15 protein-coding genes are annotated in these 16,829 nt (G+C 62.4%); 5 read left to right on the top strand and 10 right to left on the bottom strand.

Annotated elements, in window-relative coordinates:
• The first annotated feature begins 459 nt into the window (after positions 1–459).
• From ACJ8PL_RS10035 to ACJ8PL_RS10025, 3 genes are all read left to right on the top strand, one after another.
• Positions 460–1,257, top strand: coding sequence for a VOC family protein (locus ACJ8PL_RS10035; RefSeq protein ID WP_079452237.1), 798 nt, complete (start codon positions 460–462; stop codon positions 1,255–1,257).
• A gap of 40 nt (positions 1,258–1,297) precedes the next feature.
• Positions 1,298–2,587 (top strand): alginate export family protein, encoded by a 1,290-nt coding sequence (locus ACJ8PL_RS10030; protein WP_033639884.1) that lies wholly within the window; start codon positions 1,298–1,300, stop codon positions 2,585–2,587.
• 502 nt (positions 2,588–3,089) lie between these two features.
• Positions 3,090–4,472, top strand: a complete 1,383-nt coding sequence (locus tag ACJ8PL_RS10025; RefSeq protein WP_442531143.1) for a serralysin family metalloprotease — start codon at positions 3,090–3,092, stop codon at positions 4,470–4,472.
• A gap of 107 nt (positions 4,473–4,579) precedes the next feature.
• Here ACJ8PL_RS10025 and ACJ8PL_RS10020 read toward each other — a convergent pair whose 3' ends face one another.
• From ACJ8PL_RS10020 to ACJ8PL_RS09995, 6 genes are all read right to left on the bottom strand, one after another.
• Positions 4,580–5,632 (bottom strand): NAD(P)H-dependent flavin oxidoreductase, encoded by a 1,053-nt coding sequence (locus ACJ8PL_RS10020; RefSeq protein ID WP_049299779.1) that lies wholly within the window; start codon positions 5,630–5,632, stop codon positions 4,580–4,582.
• Positions 5,633–5,728: 96 nt separating this feature from the next.
• On the bottom strand, positions 5,729–7,339 hold the full coding sequence (locus ACJ8PL_RS10015) for an MFS transporter (protein ID WP_016927051.1): 1,611 nt from the start codon (positions 7,337–7,339) through the stop codon (positions 5,729–5,731).
• Entirely contained in the window at positions 7,332–7,757 is a 426-nt protein-coding gene (locus tag ACJ8PL_RS10010; protein WP_016927050.1) for a DoxX family protein, read from the bottom strand. The genes ACJ8PL_RS10015 and ACJ8PL_RS10010 overlap by 8 nt, the downstream gene beginning before the upstream one ends.
• Before the next feature lie 9 nt (positions 7,758–7,766).
• A complete protein-coding gene (locus ACJ8PL_RS10005; protein ID WP_110147170.1) occupies positions 7,767–8,597 on the bottom strand; it encodes an alpha/beta fold hydrolase in 831 nt (276 codons plus the stop codon).
• 142 nt (positions 8,598–8,739) lie between these two features.
• On the bottom strand, positions 8,740–10,134 hold the full coding sequence (locus ACJ8PL_RS10000; protein WP_028128351.1) for an MFS transporter: 1,395 nt from the start codon (positions 10,132–10,134) through the stop codon (positions 8,740–8,742).
• A 174-nt stretch (positions 10,135–10,308) separates the two neighbouring features.
• The gene (locus ACJ8PL_RS09995; RefSeq protein WP_028128352.1) at positions 10,309–11,499 is read right to left on the bottom strand and encodes a sugar transporter; all 1,191 of its coding nucleotides are present in this window, start codon (positions 11,497–11,499) and stop codon (positions 10,309–10,311) included.
• A gap of 260 nt (positions 11,500–11,759) precedes the next feature.
• Here ACJ8PL_RS09995 and ACJ8PL_RS09990 point away from each other — a divergent pair, with 260 nt between their 5' ends.
• Positions 11,760–12,446, top strand: coding sequence for an aspartyl/asparaginyl beta-hydroxylase domain-containing protein (locus ACJ8PL_RS09990; RefSeq protein ID WP_028127723.1), 687 nt, complete (start codon positions 11,760–11,762; stop codon positions 12,444–12,446).
• A 17-nt stretch (positions 12,447–12,463) separates the two neighbouring features.
• Here ACJ8PL_RS09990 and ACJ8PL_RS09985 read toward each other — a convergent pair whose 3' ends face one another.
• Positions 12,464–13,411, bottom strand: coding sequence for an aromatic alcohol reductase (locus ACJ8PL_RS09985; protein WP_016927045.1), 948 nt, complete (start codon positions 13,409–13,411; stop codon positions 12,464–12,466).
• An 86-nt stretch (positions 13,412–13,497) separates the two neighbouring features.
• On the opposite strand from ACJ8PL_RS09985, the gene ACJ8PL_RS09980 reads away from it, so the two are divergent.
• The gene (locus ACJ8PL_RS09980; RefSeq protein ID WP_016927044.1) at positions 13,498–13,920 is read left to right on the top strand and encodes a winged helix-turn-helix transcriptional regulator; all 423 of its coding nucleotides are present in this window, start codon (positions 13,498–13,500) and stop codon (positions 13,918–13,920) included.
• Between the two features lie 30 nt (positions 13,921–13,950).
• Here the strand turns inward: ACJ8PL_RS09980 and ACJ8PL_RS09975 are convergent, their stop codons facing one another.
• The 3 genes from ACJ8PL_RS09975 to livM are packed head-to-tail and all read right to left on the bottom strand — an operon-like array spanning position 13,951 to position 16,822.
• Entirely contained in the window at positions 13,951–14,667 is a 717-nt protein-coding gene (locus ACJ8PL_RS09975; RefSeq protein WP_004928599.1) for an ABC transporter ATP-binding protein, read from the bottom strand.
• Positions 14,664–15,539, bottom strand: coding sequence for an ABC transporter ATP-binding protein (locus tag ACJ8PL_RS09970; RefSeq protein ID WP_016927043.1), 876 nt, complete (start codon positions 15,537–15,539; stop codon positions 14,664–14,666). The genes ACJ8PL_RS09975 and ACJ8PL_RS09970 overlap by 4 nt, the downstream gene beginning before the upstream one ends.
• A complete protein-coding gene (gene livM, locus ACJ8PL_RS09965; protein ID WP_442531141.1) occupies positions 15,536–16,822 on the bottom strand; it encodes a high-affinity branched-chain amino acid ABC transporter permease LivM in 1,287 nt (428 codons plus the stop codon). The genes ACJ8PL_RS09970 and livM overlap by 4 nt, the downstream gene beginning before the upstream one ends.
• Between the last annotated feature and the right edge of the window lie 7 nt (positions 16,823–16,829).

Raw genomic sequence — 16,829 nt, 5'->3', positions numbered from 1 at the left:
TTTATATTTAGAGGGCAATGAAGAACGTAACTTCAGCGCGCTAATACGATATATCCCATCAAGGAGAACACCGTTATGGATTATCCTCGACTCACCTCAACACGCGGCGAGGCTGGCCTAATGACCATCGCCATTCCTTAGCGGCAGCGGGTTTGGCCGGCAAAGGCGCCCTATCGTTTTACGCCATAAAAATAGATGATCTGCACCTGCGCGATATTCGTTCAGGCGTCTGACGTTCGCCCTTCGTTAATGTTTCACGGCGCACGTTGCGTTTTTAGCTTTTATTTTTCAGCCGACGGGAAAGCTCATGGAAAATTACGCTTCACTCAGGAAAATAACCGCTACCTGGAGGTCAACATGCAACATATTATCGGCATTTCTTCTCGTCGGCTGAGGATATCGGCCCTTGCGCTGCTGCTCCCTGCCGTATCATGGGCGGCCGATACGGCGTCTCTTGCCATGGGGCCGCAATATGACACCACCCATGTCTACGTCGAACGCGGCAAGATGGACGCCTTTGTCGACAGCATCCTGAAAACCTTCGGCGGCACCAGTACCGAACGCGTGCTGGTCAACGTCACGCCCACCCCCAGCGAAACTTACTCCCAGCTGATACTGACGCCGGCCGGCAGCTTCTCGGTGTTCGATTTCAAAACGCCGATCCCGTACCCGTTCGGCGCCGAGCGCAACGGTTTTCTGGTCAGGGATATGGACGCCGCCATCCGGCAGGCCAGGGCCGCCGGCGCCGATGTGCTGGTCGAACCCTTCGACGATCCAATTGGGCGCGACGCAGTGATCCAGTGGCCCGGCGGCGTCAACATGCAGCTCTATTGGCACACCAAAGCGCCCAACTACAAACCGCTGCTGAGCCTGCCGGAAAACCGCCTGTACCTCTCCGCTTACCGCATCGATGACTTCCTGAAAAGCTATCAGACGTTCTCGCACGGCAACGTGGTGAGCGACGAACAGGTCAGCGATGCGGCGATCGGCCGCAACGATAACGGCAAAATCCGCCAGATCGAACTGGACTCGCGCTTTGGCAAAACGCGCATTTTCGTCACCGATGGGCATCTGCCTTATCCGTTCGGCCATGAGCGCACCGGCTATGGCGTCGAGGATCTGCAGGCCACGCTGGCCAAAGCGACGGCCAGCGGCGCGCAGGTGCTGTGGCGTTCGACGGCGGCGGAACGCCGCGCCTCGGCGCTGGTGCGTTTCCCCGGCGGCTACATCGCCGAAATTCACCAGACGGCTAAATAAACCCAAGGCGCGCTGCGGCGCGCTTTTTCTTCGGATATTCATGATGAAACGCACGCTACCCGCACTGTTGCTGTTTTCCACGCTCCCCGCGCTGGCGGCGGAGCCCGCCGCTTCCCCCTGGAAAAACATCCCGTTGGGCGATGCGGCCACCTTATCTTTCGACGGTTCACTGCGCGAGCGCTATGAATGGACGGATCAACGGGATCTGAATGGCGGACGCGACGACACTTTCATGCAGCGCTTGCTGGTTGGCGCGCGCCTCGACTACGGCGACTATTTCGGCGCCTATGTGCAAGTGGGATCGTCGCTGGCCACGCCGCGCGATCGCGGGCGCAAGCCGACCGACGAAGATCATGCCTACCTCGGCCAGGGCTATGTGGATATGAAACTGCCCACTGCCTACGGCCTCGGCACCCTGCGGGTCGGCCGCCAGGAGATTGCGCTGGGCTCGCTGCACCTGCTGGGCACCCGCGACGGCCCCAACGTGCGCCGTTCCTTCGATGCTATCCGCGCCAGCTGGGTCAAGGATAAAAACCGCCTCGACGCCTTTATCGGCCATCCTGTCACCCTTAAAACCGGCAGTTTCGACGACGATACCGACAACAGCCAAAAGGTGTGGGGGCTGTACGGCACCACGCCGCTGACGCCGCTGGCGTCCTCGCTCGATCTCTACACCTTTGGCTTTGAGGATAACGATGCCCACTACGCGCAGCTCAGCGGGCAAGAGCGGCGCTATACCGTCGGCGCGCGCATTTTCGGCGCGGCGCAGGGGTTCGACTGGGATAATGAAGCCGCCTGGCAGTTCGGCAGCGCAGAACAGCGTGATATCCGCGCCTGGTCGGCGTCGGCGCACGCCGGCTATACGGTGAGCGACTGGCGCTGGCAGCCGCGCTTTGGCGGCAAGATTGGCATCGCCAGCGGCGATAAAAACGGTCACGATGGGCAGCTTAACACCTTTAACGCCATGTACCCCAAGCTGCCCTACCTGACCGAGAACGGGCTGGTGGCGCCGGCTAACCTGATCGCCATCCATCCTTCGGTCACGATTACGCCGTGGCAAACCCTGGCCATCGACTTCAGCTGGGACGCCTTATGGCGGCAACGCCGCGAGGACGCCTTCTACCTCGGGCCAATGCGCCCGGTGAAAGGCAGCGAACAGGGCTCGCGCTTTATCGGCAACCAGTACCAGGTCGAAACCACCTGGACGCCGAGAAGCGATCTCCAGTTCAAGGTGGCCTACGTCTACTTCGACGTCAGCAACAGCCTGCAGCAACATGCCGGGCTGAAAAACATGAACTTCGTGCTGGCGCAGGGCACCTACAGTTTTTAAGTATCAGGTAAGTTAATTGGTGTACGCGGGCGCCCTTAATAATCCCGTACTCAATTAATGACGATCGCCGGCGAGTAGCCGCCCATATGCATTGCGGCAATGGCGGCTACTCGCCGCCATTCACAGACAAAAGCCAAATAAAAGCAAAAAGATAAATCAATCACGTAAACTCCGCGAGCCAATTACAGTGTAATATTAAATAAATATTTAATTCCACCTGGTTATTTAAGCACGCCTTTTACGCATATCTTATGTAAAAGATTCATATAAGAATAACTCATTAATAAAATAATTGTGTTTATACTGCTTTAACGCAATCACAGTGCACAATTAATTCCTCACCGTGATTAATGATAAGGATATATTCTGCTTGAACGCAATATTCAAGCCGGACCAAGGAGGCAAGCCAATGATATCACATTAATTACCCCTGATTTTCAAACCTGTGTACGAGCATATAGAGCGTTAGGTGCAATATTGTCAACGTCCAAAGGAGTTTGATATGTCATTAGCGACCGATAAGATTTCCGGTTATTTAACCAGTTATGAAAGAGGCGATCACGCGGGGAGCAGTAAACCGTCATATACCACGCAAGAAGTTTCAGATCTGCTGCTGAGGAGCCATTATTCCGCCAATGGCAAAGGCGTGACCGACCATGCGGCTACCTTGACCTACTCTTTCCCCGTCTATACCGGCAGCGACAAGACGGGCGCCGCGCAGCTTACCGCCGCCCAGCAAGCCCAAACCAAGCTTTCATTGCAATCCTGGTCGGATGTGGCCAACATCACGTTCACCGAGGTTAAAGGCAACGACGCGAAAAATGCAGATATAAAGTTTGGTTTTTATAAGGCGGCCAGCGGGGGCAATTACACCTCGTATGAAAGTACGCAGAGCAATCTCAAAAGCACCATTTGGATCAGCGGCAATAACGGCTACGACGCCTCCAATCCGCAAACCAATAACTACGCCAGGGATACGCTGACTCATGAAATAGGGCATGCGTTAGGGCTTTCTCATCCCGGCAATTATGATGCGTCAAATGCCACCTACCCCACCTACGCCAACTCGGCGAAGTATTATGAAGACGACCATCAATATTCTTTGATGAGCTATTTTAACGAACAATACACCAGCGCTGACTATAAAGGCGTTTGGCCATCAGGGCCGCAACTGGATGATATTACCGCCATACAGAAGCTTTACGGCGCGAATACCACCACGCGCACCGGTGATACCACCTATGGTTTCAACTCGAATACGGACAGAGACTTTCTGAGCGTTAAGGCGTCCACGGACAAAATCGTGGCGGCTATCTGGGATGCCGGCGGCAATGACACGCTGTATTTTTCAGGCTACAGCCAGGATCAGCGCATCAACATTAACGAAGGCGCATTCTCTGATGTGGGCGGCTTGAAGGCGAATATCGCCATCGCCTACGGCGCGCAGATTGAAAATATCATCGGCGGCAGCGGCGCAGACATTTTAGTGGGCAACGCGCTGAACAATACGCTAAAAGGCGGTGCAGGCAACGACATCATTTACGGTGCCGGCGGCGCCGATCAGCTCTGGGGCAATGCAGGCGCGGACACCTTCGTCTTCCGCGAAGCCGGCGACAGCCAAGCCGCCGCACCGGATTGGATCCGCGATTTCCAGACGGCGGTGGATAAAATCGATCTGTCGTGGCTCAACCAGACGGCTAAGGCCGACGGGAGCGAGCTGCACTTCGTGGATAGTTTAAGCGGCTCGTTGTATGAAGCGGCGCTGAATTATGACGCGCAGCAGAATGTCACCGATCTGGCCATCAATCTCTCCGGCAATCAATTACCTGATTTCCTTGTCAAAATCGTTGGGCATGTCGACGCTTCCGCCGATATTCTCGTCTAGCAGGGGTAAACCCGCAGTCCGGCGTGAACGCCGGGCTGTTCATCTTTTCTCAGGCCTCACCCCGGCGTCTTTTTACATTGCCACAGCAATAAATCGCGCAGACGAGCTCACACCGCTTCCAGCTCCGCCGCCAGGGTGGCGACCAGCTCCGCCGCCGGCATCGGCCGCGCCAGGCCCACGCCCTGCCCGGCCCACAGCGACATAAACTCCCCGCGCCCGGCCTTGGCCGCCGCCTGGCGGATATCGCCGGTGAGCGCGTTCTGCACCGGATAAGGCAGGATCTGCGCCTCTTCCGCGCGCATCTGCCGCATGAAATCATTGACGATGCCGCGCGCCGGGCGGCCGCTGAAGGCGCGCGTCAGGCGCGTGCTGTCATCGCCGGCGTTGCGCAGCGCCGCCCGCCAGGCTTCGGCGATGCCCGACTCCGGGCTGCACAGAAACGCGGTGCCCAGCTGCGCCGCCTGCGCGCCCAGCAATTGCGCCGCCGCAATGCCGCGCCCGTTCATGATGCCGCCCGCGGCGATCGCCGGGATCTTCACCGCCGCCGCCACCTGCGGCAGCAAAGCCATCAGCCCGACGCAGGATTGCTCGATGTCGCCGAGGAAGGTCGGGCGGTGGCCGCCCGCCTCCGCGCCCGAGACGCAAACGAAGTCGGCGCCCGCTTCTTCCCAGGCGCGGGCTTCCGCCACCGTGGTGGCGGTGCCGATCACCCGCGAGCCGGCCTTCTTGAACTGCGTGACCGTGGCGCGCGGCAGCACACCGAAGGTAAAGCTGACCACCGGCGGCGCAGCCTCCAGCAGGGCCGCGATCTGGTCGCGGTTGTTTTCGGCAAATTGGGTGGGGATCGGCGGCTCGCTCAGCCCCAGCGCTTCGCGGAACGGCCGCAGCAGGTGCTGGGCGCGCTTAAGCTCGGCGAGATCCGGGTGCTGCTCATCGAGCAGAAACAGGTTGATGTTGAACGGCGCGGCGGTCTGCGCGCGGATCTGCTGCACCCGTTCGAGGATCACCGCCGGTGAAAACAGCGCCGCCGCGCACGATCCCAGCGCCCCGGCGTTGCTCACCGCCACCGCCAATGCCGGCGGCGACGCGCCGTTCATCGGCCCCTGAACGATCGGATAGCGCAGCCCAAGCTCGCGGGCAAAAGCAGAAGGTGCCGTCATCAATGTGTCTCCCTGTGCTGACTACATTCGTCTTACGGCGGCCGCGCCGCCGAACCGACCAAAAGCATAGCACCTTCTCACCGCCCGGCCGTGCAGTTAATGCTTCACCTGCCGCCTGTCCAGCGACAGGAAGTGATGCACCACCGGTTTCTCCGGGCCGATATGGAAGCGCAGCGCCTCCTGCTGCAGGTCGGCGTCGGCGTGCGACACCCGCTGGTGCTGCCGCAGGTGCTCCGCCCAGGACTCCACCAGGAACCACTCCATGATGCATTCCGGATCGCCGGTATGCTCGGTGATGCCCCAGGCGTAAGCGCCATCGCGGCGGCGCGCCCGCTCCAGCATCAGCAGCGTGCGCAAGAACTGCGGCCGATCCTGTTCGCGGATGCGGTACTCCACCTGAATCATCACCGGGCCGCGATCGTTTTCAACCGGCGTGTTGACCAACGGCTCCGGCCAATGGTTCGACGGCTGCAGATCGGCCTCGCCGGTCGGCAAGCGCAGGCGATGGAACAGCAGCCCCGCCGCCAACAGGCCGACGCCGCCGACCAGCAGCGTGGCGGCCACGCCCAGCTCCTGCGCCACCAGCCCCCACAGCAGGCTGCCCGCCGCCATCGCGCCATTGAACACCATCAGGTAAATGGCCAGTCCGCGGCCGCGCACCCAGTTGGGCAGCACGCCCTGCGCCGCGCCGTTGAGCGTGGTCAGCGCGATAATCCAGCCGGCGCCCAGCACCAACAGCAGCACCACCGCCAGCCACTGCGGCGGCGCCAGCGACAGGGCGGCCATCACCACGGCGGTGAGCACCGCCGCCAACAGCACCAGCCCATCGGCATTCAGCCGCTGGCGCAGGCGCGGCAGCACAATCGCCCCGAGGATCGCCCCGGCGCCTACCGCTCCCAGCAGAACGCCGTAGAAACCGGCGCTGCCGCCCAGCATGCGGCGCGCCACCAGCGGCAGCAGCGCCCAGACCGAGCTGGAGAAGGCGAAGAACACCGCCGCCCGCAGCAGCACCACGTGCAGCTCGCGGCTGGAACGGGCATAGCGCAGGCCGGCGCGGAAGGCGCCGAAAAAGTGCTCCGACAGGCCGCTGTCCTCGGCCTTCGGCCGCTTCCACCACAGCAGCGCCGCGATCACCAGCACATAGCTCATCACGTCCGCGCCGTAGGCCGCGCCGGCGCCGAAACTGGCCAGCAGCAGACCGCCGGCCGCCGGGCCGATGGAACGGGCGATGTTGATGCCCAGCGAGTTCAGCGCCACGGCGTTTTTCAGCTCGGCGCGCGGCACCAGCTCCGGCACGATCGCCTGCCAGGTCGGCCCCATCAGCGCCGCGCCGATGCCGCCGACGAACGTCAGCGCCAGCAAATATTCCACCGTCAGCGAACCGGTCTGCGACAGCACCAGCAGGCTGCCGCTCACGCAGGCCAGCAGAATTTGCACGAAGATCAGAAAGCGCCGCCGATCGAGAATGTCCGACAGCACCCCGGCCGGGATCGCCAGCAGGAACACCGGCAGCGTAGCGGCGGTTTGCATCAGCGCCACCGCCGAAGGGTTGCTCGACAGGTCAGTGATCAGCCACGAGCTGGCGACGTCGCGCATAAAGCTGCCGACGTTGCCGAGCACCGTGGCGCCCCACAGCACCGCAAATAATGGGATTTTCAGCGGCGCGAAGCCGCCCGCCGCCGCCTTGTTTTCCGTCTGTTCAGCCATCCGTTCGCTCCTTCAAATCGTTAAATGCCACCAGCAACAGCGCGCCGGCCAGCCCGAGGTGTTCAAAAAATCCGTTCATCATCTGGCCGCGCTCCGCCCCGTCGAACTGCCAGAACGGATTGGCCATCAGCGTCGCCATCAGGGTAAAACCGGCCAGCGCCAACGCGCCGAGCCAGCGATAAAAGCCGCTCAGGATCAGCGCCGACGCCGCCAGTTCGAGCAGCGTCACCAGCACGGCGAACAGCGCCGACGGCTGCAGGCCGAAGTGGCTCATCTCGGCGATCGCGCCTTCGACGTTCAGCGCTTTGACCAACCCGCCCTGAATATAGGCGGCGCAAATGGCGAGCAGCAGCAGCCAGCGTACCGCGGGCGCATGCAGCCGCTGTGCGCAGCGGGCGGCGATAGCAGTCAGGTTCATCGCGCCCCCTTAAAACGGCGAATTTTGGATGAAGGCCAGCAGATCGGCGTTGAAGCGATCGGGATCGACCTGCGCCAAACCGTGAGAACCGCCGGCGTAAACATTCAGCTCCGCCTGTTGCATAAGCTTAGCGGCTTTCAGCGCCGAGGCGCCGATCGGCACGATCTGATCGGCGTCGCCGTGCACCAGCAGCGTCGGCTTGTCGATCGCCAGCAGGTCGGCGGTGTAATCCACTTCGGAGAACGCGCGCACACACTCGTACTGCCCTTTCACGCCGCCCTGCATGCCCATCAGCCAGAAGTGGTCGATCAGCCCCGCATTGCTCTCCACCTCGTCGCAGTGGAGGCCATAGAACGGCACCGCCAAATCTTTGAAGAACTGCGAGCGGTTGCCCGCCACGCCGCTGCGAATGCCGTCGAAGGCCGCCATCGGCGTACCCTCTGGGTTGATCGGCGTTTGCAGCATCAGCGGCGGTACGGCGCCGACCAGCACCACCTTCGCCACCCGATCGCTGCCGTGACGGCCGATGTAGCGCGCCACTTCGCCGCCGCCGGTGGAATGGCCGACCAGGATCAGATCGCGCAGATCCAGCGTTTCGATCAGCAGGGCCAGATCGTCAGCGTATTGATTGATGTCGTTGCCGTGCCAGGTTTGATCGGAACGGCCGTGGCCGCGGCGATCGTGGGCGATCACGCGGAATCCGCTCTGGCCGAAAAACAGCAGCTGGTTGTCCCAGGCGTCGGCGGACAGCGGCCAACCGTGGGAGAACAGGATCGGCTGGCCGCGGCCCCAATCCTTATAGAAAATGCGTGCGCCATCGGGCGCGGTAAGGGTGCTCATGACGTGTTCCCCGCTCGGTATCGAATTGGATTTTGTACGGGTTAACAGTACGGCAGGCGTAAAGGCAGTGATAACGGAATAATTTTCGCATGATCGCGAGTTTTTTTGCTGAAGAAGCCGGCGTCGCCGCCGGCGCAAAACGTCAGATGTTTTCCAGATCGATACCGCGCGTTTTTGGGCCGAACAGCCCGATCACCAGCATCACGATCAGCATGCTGGCGACGATAAACGCGATCACCCCCAGCGAACCGCCGTACTGCAAGATAATGCCGATGATGATGCTGCTGAATACCGTCGACAGGCGGCTGAAGGAGTAGCAGAAACCGACGGCGCGGGCGCGGATATGGGTCGGGAAGATCTCGGATTGATACGAGTGGTAGCTGTAGGTCAGCCAGGCGTTGGACCAGGTGATGAAGAAACCGCACAGGATCAGCCACAGTGGGTTGTTCTGCAGTGCGAACAGCGAGCCGAAGATCACCGTCACCAGGCAGGACAACACGATCTGCCACTTGTTCTCCATCTTGTCGGCGTAGAAGCTGCACAGCAGCGAGCCAAGCGGGTAGGCCAGCGTGATGAAGAAAGCGTACAGCAGGCTGTGGGTGACCGAAGCGCCCTTGCCCGACAGCAGCGCCGGCAACCAGTTGCCGAAGCCGAAAAAGCCGATGGCCTGAAAGAAATTCATCACTACCAGCATCAGCGTGCGATCGCGATATTGCGGCGCCCAGATGTCGCGAAAGCGGCCGCGCAGCGGCGCCCCCTCGGCATCGTCAACCGGGCGCGACGGGAAGTCCGCGGCCGCCACGCCGCAGCGCCGTTCCATGTCCCGCATCACCTGCCGGGCCTGCGCATAGCGCCGCTGTTGCACCAGCCAGCGCGGCGACTCCGGCAGCCCCTTGCGCACCAGCCAGATCACCAGCGAAGCCAGCGCGCCGGCGATCACCACATAGCGCCAGCCGCTCAGGCCCCAAATCGTCTGCGGCACCAGCCACCAGGACATCAGCGCCACCGCCGGCACCGACAGAAACTGCACGAAGAACGCGAAGGCGAAAGCCCGGGTACGCAGATGCGCGGGCACCCACTCCGTCAGGTAGGTATCGATGGTCACCAACTCGATGCCGAGCCCGACGCCCACCAGAAAACGCAGAAAGATCACCCATTCCGCCTGCTGTTGAAACGCCAACAGCAGCGAGAAGGCGCCATACCAGATCAGGGCGAACATAAAGGTGGCGCGCCGGCCGAAGCGATCGGCGTACGGGCTCAGCAGGCTGGCGCCGACGAACAGGCCGAGAAAGGTGGCGGAGGCGAAGGCCGCCTGATCCGACACGCCGAAGACGCCCTGCGCGCCGGTGTGGAAAATGCCGTCGGCGATAAGGCCGGTGCTGATATAGCCGGTCTGGAACAGATCGTAGAGTTCGAAAAAGCCGCCCAGCGACAGCAGAATGATAAAGCGCCACAGGCCGGCCGACGCGGGCAAGGCGTCGATTCTGGCCGCCAAATCCCGCGCATGGATCGGCGACGCCGCTACAGAGTCACTCACCGTTAACCTCGCATTAACATTTTTAATGACTTTCTATGCTAGCGAAGCGGCGTCGGAGTTAAATTTTTAATTAGCAGACTATGAAAAAAAGTTAAGCATAAAACGCTGCAGCAGCCTGTTTTATAGCAGGAAAATGCAGCGCGGGATGCCGCAGCGGCATCCCGAATCCGCAGGTTAACGGCTGTGGTGCTGCTGCAGCCGTTCGCTGCGGTAGACGCTCAACAGGCACCAGCCGAGGGCGATCAGCGCCAGCGGCGCGGCGACGAAGCCGATGTTGCCCATGCCCAGATGCAGACTCACCTGGTTGCCCAGCAGCGCGCCGCTGCCGATGCCGAAGTTGTACAGGCCGGAGAAAATCGCCATCGCCACGTCGGTAGCGTCCGGCGCCAGGCTCAGCACTTTGGCCTGCATCGACAGGCCGATCGCCATGATCGCCATCCCCCAGAAGATGCACAGCACCGTCAGGTGGCTTTCGCTGCCGGCCGCCGGCAACAGCAGCAGCAGGCTCAAGGCCAGCAGCGTGATGGCGCCGATGAAGAAGCTGGAAGGAAACCGCTCGCTGTAGCGGCTGAACAGCAGGCTGCCGACGATGCCGGCGGCGCCGAACAGCAGCAGCATCAGCGTGGTGAAGTTCTCCGACAGCCCGGCCACGGTCTGGATAAACGGCTCGATGTAGCTGTAGGCGGTGAAGTGCGCCGTCACCACAATGATGGTCAGCATGTACAGCGCCACCAGCGCCGGGCGTTTGAACAGCAGCGGCACGCTGGCCAGCGAACCGGAGTGCTCGCTTTTCAGCACCGGCAGCAGGCGCCACAGCAGCACCAGCGCCAGCGTGGCGCACACCGCGATGCCGATAAAGGTCATGCGCCAGCCGAGCAGTTGCCCGACCACCCGCCCGAGCGGCAACCCGAGCACCATCGCCAGCGCGGTGCCGCCCGCCAGCAGGCTCAGCGCCTGGGCTTTCTTGCCCGGCGGCGCCACGCGGATCGCCAGCGAGGCGGTGATCGACCAGAACACCGAGTGCGCCAGCGCCACGCCGGCGCGCGAGATAACCAGCGTGGTGAAGTTCCAGGCCACGGCGGTCAGCACGTGGCTGGCGATAAACAGCATGAACACGCCGATCAACAGTTTGCGGCGCTCAATTTTGCTGGTCAGCAGCATGCACGCCAGCGAGGCGGCGGCGACGATCCAGGCGTAAATGGTGATGATCAGGCCGACCTGTTCGGTTTGCATCGAGAAGCTGGCGGCGATATCGCTCAGCAGACCGACCGGAATAAACTCGGTGGTGTTGAAAATAAAGGCCGAGACGGCGAGGATGACCACGCGCAACCAGGCGGTTGAGCGCGAAACGGGAGCGTGTTCCATGGTAAAAGAAATCCGGACAGGTGCGGGCAAGTCGCGATATTTTAACCAACCGGCCCGCTAAATGCGATACGCGTCACACTTTAATTGTGTGGTTTTTTTCGCCGCATTTCGACACATTCGCAGACACACGGTTGCACAAATGCTGTGCTAATCTATTGAAGCGTACCAATTTTTCCTGCCGTTTCTCCCCGGCCGTCCACGCGCCGCGCCGAAGAAGCGCGCAGTGTCCCTTTGGCGTTTCCTGAGGCGAGGTCATTATGATGTCCGCGATTTATGATTGGTCCGTACTTGCCCTGCGCAATGTTTACGATCGCCGCATCCAGGGCCAGCCGGTGCTCGACAGCGCGGCCCTCTTCCCCGACGCCGAACGCTTCACCGCCCAATGGCGGCAGATCCGCGAAGAGGCGCTGACGGTCGCCCACGATCTGCACAATATCCCGCGCTTTCACGAGATCATGAGCCAGCAGGCGTCCATCTCCGCCAACGACGCGCGCGACTGGCGCATGTTCATCATGAAGGCCTATGGCCAGCCCATCCCCCGCAACCTGGCGCGCTGTCCGACGCTGGCGGCGCTGATCGCCTCCTCGCCGGACGTGCTGTCCGCGTCGCTCTCCTTCCTGGCGCCCGGCAAACAGGTGCCGCCCCATCGCGGTCCGTTCCGCGGCATTCTGCGCGGCTATCTGGTGCTGGACATGCCCAAACGCGCCGACGGCGCGCCGGCGGCGGTGCTGAAGGTGGACGGCCGCGAATACCGGCTGCACGAGGGGGAGTTCATGCTCTGGGACGATACCTTCGAGCACGAGGTATGGAACGACAGCCCGCAGGTGCGCACCGTGCTGCTGCTGGACATTCGCCGCCGCGACATGCCCGGCGGGCTGCGGCTGCTCTCCAGCGCCATCATCGCGCTGGTGCGGCTGAACGTGCGCTGGATGCAGCGCCAGTTCTGATTGCGGCGCTCAGGCGATTAACCGTCCTGAGGGATCGGCCATTGCTGCGCCAGCCACTGTTCGGCGGTGGTGGTGGCTATGCCCTGGCGCGCATTGAAGGTTTTCGCCTTATCCCACGCCACGCCGTCGGGCCGGGCGAAAGCCAACCGGTATTTGGCGCCGACGTCACGCGGATGGTTCCGCACATCTTCCCGCAGCCGCTCTTTGTCCAACAGGATCCTGTTGACCTCCACGCCCCAGCGCGCCTGCATGACATCGGCAAGCTCGCGGTAGGTCAGCGTGTCGCCGGCGATATAGACCACCTGGTTGCGAAACGCGGGCCGATGGAAAAAAATCGCGGCCGTCAGCCGGCCAATGTCCTCGGGGGTGGTCAGCGTCACCGCGTAGCGCCAGTCGCCCAGCGCGCGCACCGTTTTGGTTGCCGCGTCCACCACGCCAAAGCCGGGGTCAAACAGGTAGCTGGTGAAAATGCCCGTGGAAACAATCACCCACTCCGTCGCACGCTGCGCACGCAGCAGGTGACGCACCTCGAGCTGTTCATCCCACACCTGTTGCCCGCTGCCTTTGCCGACAACATCGTAGTCCACGCCGAACTGCCACGGGAAGTAGCGCGCCACGCCCGCTTGCAAGACGGCCTGGGTGATCTTTATCTGCGTGCCCGCCCCGCCGACAAAGCCGCTGCAGTTGATCACCGCGTCGAAGGAACGGAATAGCGCACTCAGCGCCTCCACGCCGTTTTGCTGCAGATCGCCTTCCACCACGGCGATGCCGAGCCGCGCCAGCGCATCCCGCCGCGCCCGGAGCGGGCCGTTGACGGCGCGGGCGGCCTCCGGCCGGAGCAGCACGCTGATTTTTAAAGATGGATATAGCCGAGCCTGCCGGCTCATCGCACGCAATACCGGCAGCCCCAGTTCACCGGCGCCGAGTATGAGCACGGTATTGATGGATGGATTTGTGGATTTCATGCTTGCCTCCTGTCTTGACACTGCGTCATCCTGACAGCTGACAAAAACGGGTTCAATTAGGTACACGCGTGATACCGGAGAGGAATATGACGAGCGATCGGGAAGCGCTGCTGCAATTTTCGCAGGCGTTCTGTGAAGCATTGAGCAACGACGATGAAGGGCTGAAGCGCGAGATCCTCGCACATGCGGGCAACCGTTGGTCGCTGGGGGTATTGCATATCCTGGGCACCCACGGGCCGCTGCGCCACGGCGAAATAAGCCGCCAATTAGCGGGCGTGACGCAGAGAATGCTGACGCGGACACTGCGCCATCTCGAGCGGGATGGGTTGATATCGCGCTGCGATTATCAGGAAAAACTGCCCCGCGTGGTTTACACCATCACCGACGCGGGGGAAGAGATGCTGCTCAACATGCTGCCGCTCTGGTCGTGGATTATCGCCTCCGCCGATGCCTTCAGAGCGGCCCGCTCGCACTACGATGATCAAGAGCGAAACGCCATCGAGGGATGAACGCGGGCATCCCTGCCCGTGAGGCGGCGTTCAGCCGCCGCCCAGATAGGCCTTTCTCACCTCCGGATCGTTCAACAGCTCCTGGCCGCTGCCGGTGAGGCGGATCTGGCCGTTGACCATCACATAGCCGCGATCGGACAGTTTCAACGCGTGGTTGGCGTTCTGCTCCACCAGAAACAGCGTCATGCCGCTGCGGGTCAGCTCGCGCAGCACCCCGAAGATCTGCCGCACCACGATCGGCGCCAGCCCCAGGCTCGGCTCGTCCAACAGCAGCAGCTTCGGCCGGCTCATCAGCGCGCGGGCGATCGCCAGCATCTGCTGCTCGCCGCCGGACATGGTCATCGCCCGCTGGTTGCGCCGCTCCTTGAGGCGCGGAAACAGCTCGAACATGCGCGGCAAATCCTCCTCCAGGTAGCGATTGCCGACGGTGATGGTGCCCATCAACAGGTTCTCCTCCACGCTCATGTCCGGAAAGATGCGCCGCCCCTCCGGCGCCTGCGCGATGCCGCTGCTGGCAACAAAGTGCGTGGAGCGGCGGCTGATGTCCTCGCCGCCAAACAGGATCTGCCCGCCGGCGATGCGCGGCTGGCCGAAGATCGACATCAACAGCGTGGACTTGCCCGCGCCGTTGGCGCCGATCAGCGCCACCGTCTCCCCGGCGTTCACCTGCAGCGACACCTGGCGCAGCGCCTGGATCGGCCCGTAAAACACGTCCACTTCGCGAAATTCCAACATCGCTTCGCTCATCCCGCCAGCTCCTCTTCGTCCGCGCCCAGGTAGGCGGCGATCACCGCCTCGTTGTGCTGGATCTCTTGCGGCGTGCCGCGGGCGATCACATCGCCGTGATCGAGCACGATCACCCGATCGGAGATCTCCATTACCATGCCCATGTCATGCTCGATCAGCAGCACCGTGATGCCGTGATGCTGGCGCAGGAAGCGGATGATGCGGCTCAGCGCGGCCGTCTCCACCGGGTTCAGCCCGGCGGCCGGTTCGTCGAGGCAGATCATCTCCGGCGCGGTGCACATGGCGCGCGCGATCTCCAGCCGCCGCTGCTGGCCGTAGGACATCTCCCCCGCCAGCCGGTTGGCGCAGTCCGCCAGATCCACCACCTCCAACCAATAGAAGGCGTGATCGAGCGCGGCGCTTTCCGCCCGGCGGTAGCCCGGCGTATTCAGCACCCCGGCGATCAGGTTGCGGTTGCTCTGCATGTGCTGCGCCACCAGCAGGTTCTCCACCACCGACATTTCGCGGAACAGGCGGATATTCTGGAAGGTGCGCGCCAGCCCGGCGCGGTTGACCAGGTGGGTGCCGCCGAACATCTTGTAATAGAGGCGCGAACCGAGCCGCTTCGGGCGTATCCAGTCGCCGGCGCGGAACTTCTGCCCCAGCACCTGGATCACGTCGGTCGGCCGCTTGTGGGTATTGAGCAGGATCGCACCGCCGCTGGCGCGGTAAAAGCCGGTCAGGCAATTGAACACCGTGGTCTTGCCGGCGCCGTTGGGGCCGATCAGGGCGGTGATGGAACCGCGCTCCACCTCCAGATTGACGTCGTTCAGCGCCTTGATGCCGCCAAAGCGCATCATCAGGTGTTCCACCCGCAAAATGGCGTCGCTCATGGCGCTACCCCCTTGCGTTCGGCGAAGCTGGATCGGCTGATGCGCACCAGCCCGCGCGGCCGCCAGATCATCATCGCCACCATCAGCACGCCAAACAGCAGCACCCGGTATTCGGCGAAGCTGCGCAGCAGCTCCGGCGCCACCGTCAGCACGAAGGCCGCCAGCACCACGCCGAGGGTGGAGCCCATGCCGCCCAGCACCACGATCGCCAGGATCAGGGCCGACTCGAAGAAGGTGAACGACGTCGGGTTGACGAACCCCTGGTAAGTGGCGAAAAACACCCCCGCCAGCCCGGCGGTGGAGGCGCCGAGCATAAACGCCGACAGCTTCACCAGCACGTGATTCAGCCCCAAAGAACGGCAGGCGATCTCGTCCTCGCGCAGCGCCTCCCAGGCGCGGCCGATCGGCATGCGCGTCAGCCGGTGCTTGATGTACAGCACCAGCAGCACCACCAAAAACAGCATCGCGTAGATGAAGATGAACTTGAGGTTGGGATTGTAATCAATGCCGAGAAACTCGTGGATCGGCACCCCGCCGTCCTTGGCGCGCCGGCCGAACTCCAGACCGAACACCGTCGGCGCCGGCACCGAAATGCCGTTCGGCCCGCCGGTGAGCGACATCCAGTTGTTCAGCACCAGCCGGATGATCTCGCCGAACCCGAGCGTGACGATGGCGAGATAGTCGCCGTGCATACGCAGCACCGGAAAGCCCAGCAGCGCGCCGGCCAGCGCCGCCATCAGCGCCCCGAGCGGCAGCATCGCCCAAAAACCGAGCCCGAGATACTGGTAGCCCAATGCCAGCCCGTAGGCGCCGATGGCGTAAAACGCCACGTACCCCAGATCCAGCAGCCCCGCCAACCCGACCACGATATTCAGCCCCAGCCCGAGCAGCACATAGATCAGGCCGAGGATCGCCACCGTCAGCAGGTACTTGGTGGCGACGAACGGGAACAACAGCGCGCTCGCCGCCATCAGCGGCAGGAACCAGCGCAGATTGGATTTATAGCCCAGCGGGCGCACGTAAACGCCGTCGTTGCCGCCGTCGAAGCGCGCCAGCACCTTGCGGCCCGGTGCAGTTTGCAGGAACAGGCTCAGCAACAGCCGCCCGGCCATCACCGCAACGATGATCCACACCAGCCGGCGCGGCTCGACGTTGAAGCTGTAGCCGTTCAGCACGATGCCGACGATCGGCCCGAACACGATCAGGGCGATCAGCCCGGCCAAAACGGCATCCAGCAGGCTGCGTTTAACGTCCAGCCCGCCGTTGATTACGGATTGCGACATGGCGTTC

The organism is Serratia sp. CY83965, assembly GCF_052166375.1.
In the GTDB taxonomy this organism is placed as follows: domain Bacteria; phylum Pseudomonadota; class Gammaproteobacteria; order Enterobacterales; family Enterobacteriaceae; genus Serratia; species Serratia marcescens.
Note: the sequence above shows the minus strand (reverse complement) of the source record. Positions and strands in the feature narration are given on the sequence as shown.

Excerpts from the sequence above, each read along its gene's own strand:
- ACJ8PL_RS10035 (WP_079452237.1), top strand. The coding sequence starts at position 460 with ATGGGGCCGCAATATGACACCACCCATGTCTACGTCGAACGCGGCAAG.
- ACJ8PL_RS10030 (WP_033639884.1), top strand. The coding sequence starts at position 1,298 with ATGATGAAACGCACGCTACCCGCACTGTTGCTGTTTTCCACGCTCCCC.
- ACJ8PL_RS10025 (WP_442531143.1), top strand. The coding sequence starts at position 3,090 with ATGTCATTAGCGACCGATAAGATTTCCGGTTATTTAACCAGTTATGAA.
- ACJ8PL_RS10020 (WP_049299779.1), bottom strand. The coding sequence starts at position 5,632 with ATGACGGCACCTTCTGCTTTTGCCCGCGAGCTTGGGCTGCGCTATCCG.
- ACJ8PL_RS10015 (WP_016927051.1), bottom strand. The coding sequence starts at position 7,339 with ATGGCTGAACAGACGGAAAACAAGGCGGCGGCGGGCGGCTTCGCGCCG.
- ACJ8PL_RS10010 (WP_016927050.1), bottom strand. The coding sequence starts at position 7,757 with ATGAACCTGACTGCTATCGCCGCCCGCTGCGCACAGCGGCTGCATGCG.
- ACJ8PL_RS10005 (WP_110147170.1), bottom strand. The coding sequence starts at position 8,597 with ATGAGCACCCTTACCGCGCCCGATGGCGCACGCATTTTCTATAAGGAT.
- ACJ8PL_RS09995 (WP_028128352.1), bottom strand. The coding sequence starts at position 11,499 with ATGGAACACGCTCCCGTTTCGCGCTCAACCGCCTGGTTGCGCGTGGTC.
- ACJ8PL_RS09990 (WP_028127723.1), top strand. The coding sequence starts at position 11,760 with ATGTCCGCGATTTATGATTGGTCCGTACTTGCCCTGCGCAATGTTTAC.
- ACJ8PL_RS09985 (WP_016927045.1), bottom strand. The coding sequence starts at position 13,411 with ATGAAATCCACAAATCCATCCATCAATACCGTGCTCATACTCGGCGCC.
- ACJ8PL_RS09980 (WP_016927044.1), top strand. The coding sequence starts at position 13,498 with ATGACGAGCGATCGGGAAGCGCTGCTGCAATTTTCGCAGGCGTTCTGT.
- ACJ8PL_RS09975 (WP_004928599.1), bottom strand. The coding sequence starts at position 14,667 with ATGAGCGAAGCGATGTTGGAATTTCGCGAAGTGGACGTGTTTTACGGG.
- ACJ8PL_RS09970 (WP_016927043.1), bottom strand. The coding sequence starts at position 15,539 with ATGAGCGACGCCATTTTGCGGGTGGAACACCTGATGATGCGCTTTGGC.
- livM (WP_442531141.1), bottom strand. The coding sequence starts at position 16,822 with ATGTCGCAATCCGTAATCAACGGCGGGCTGGACGTTAAACGCAGCCTG.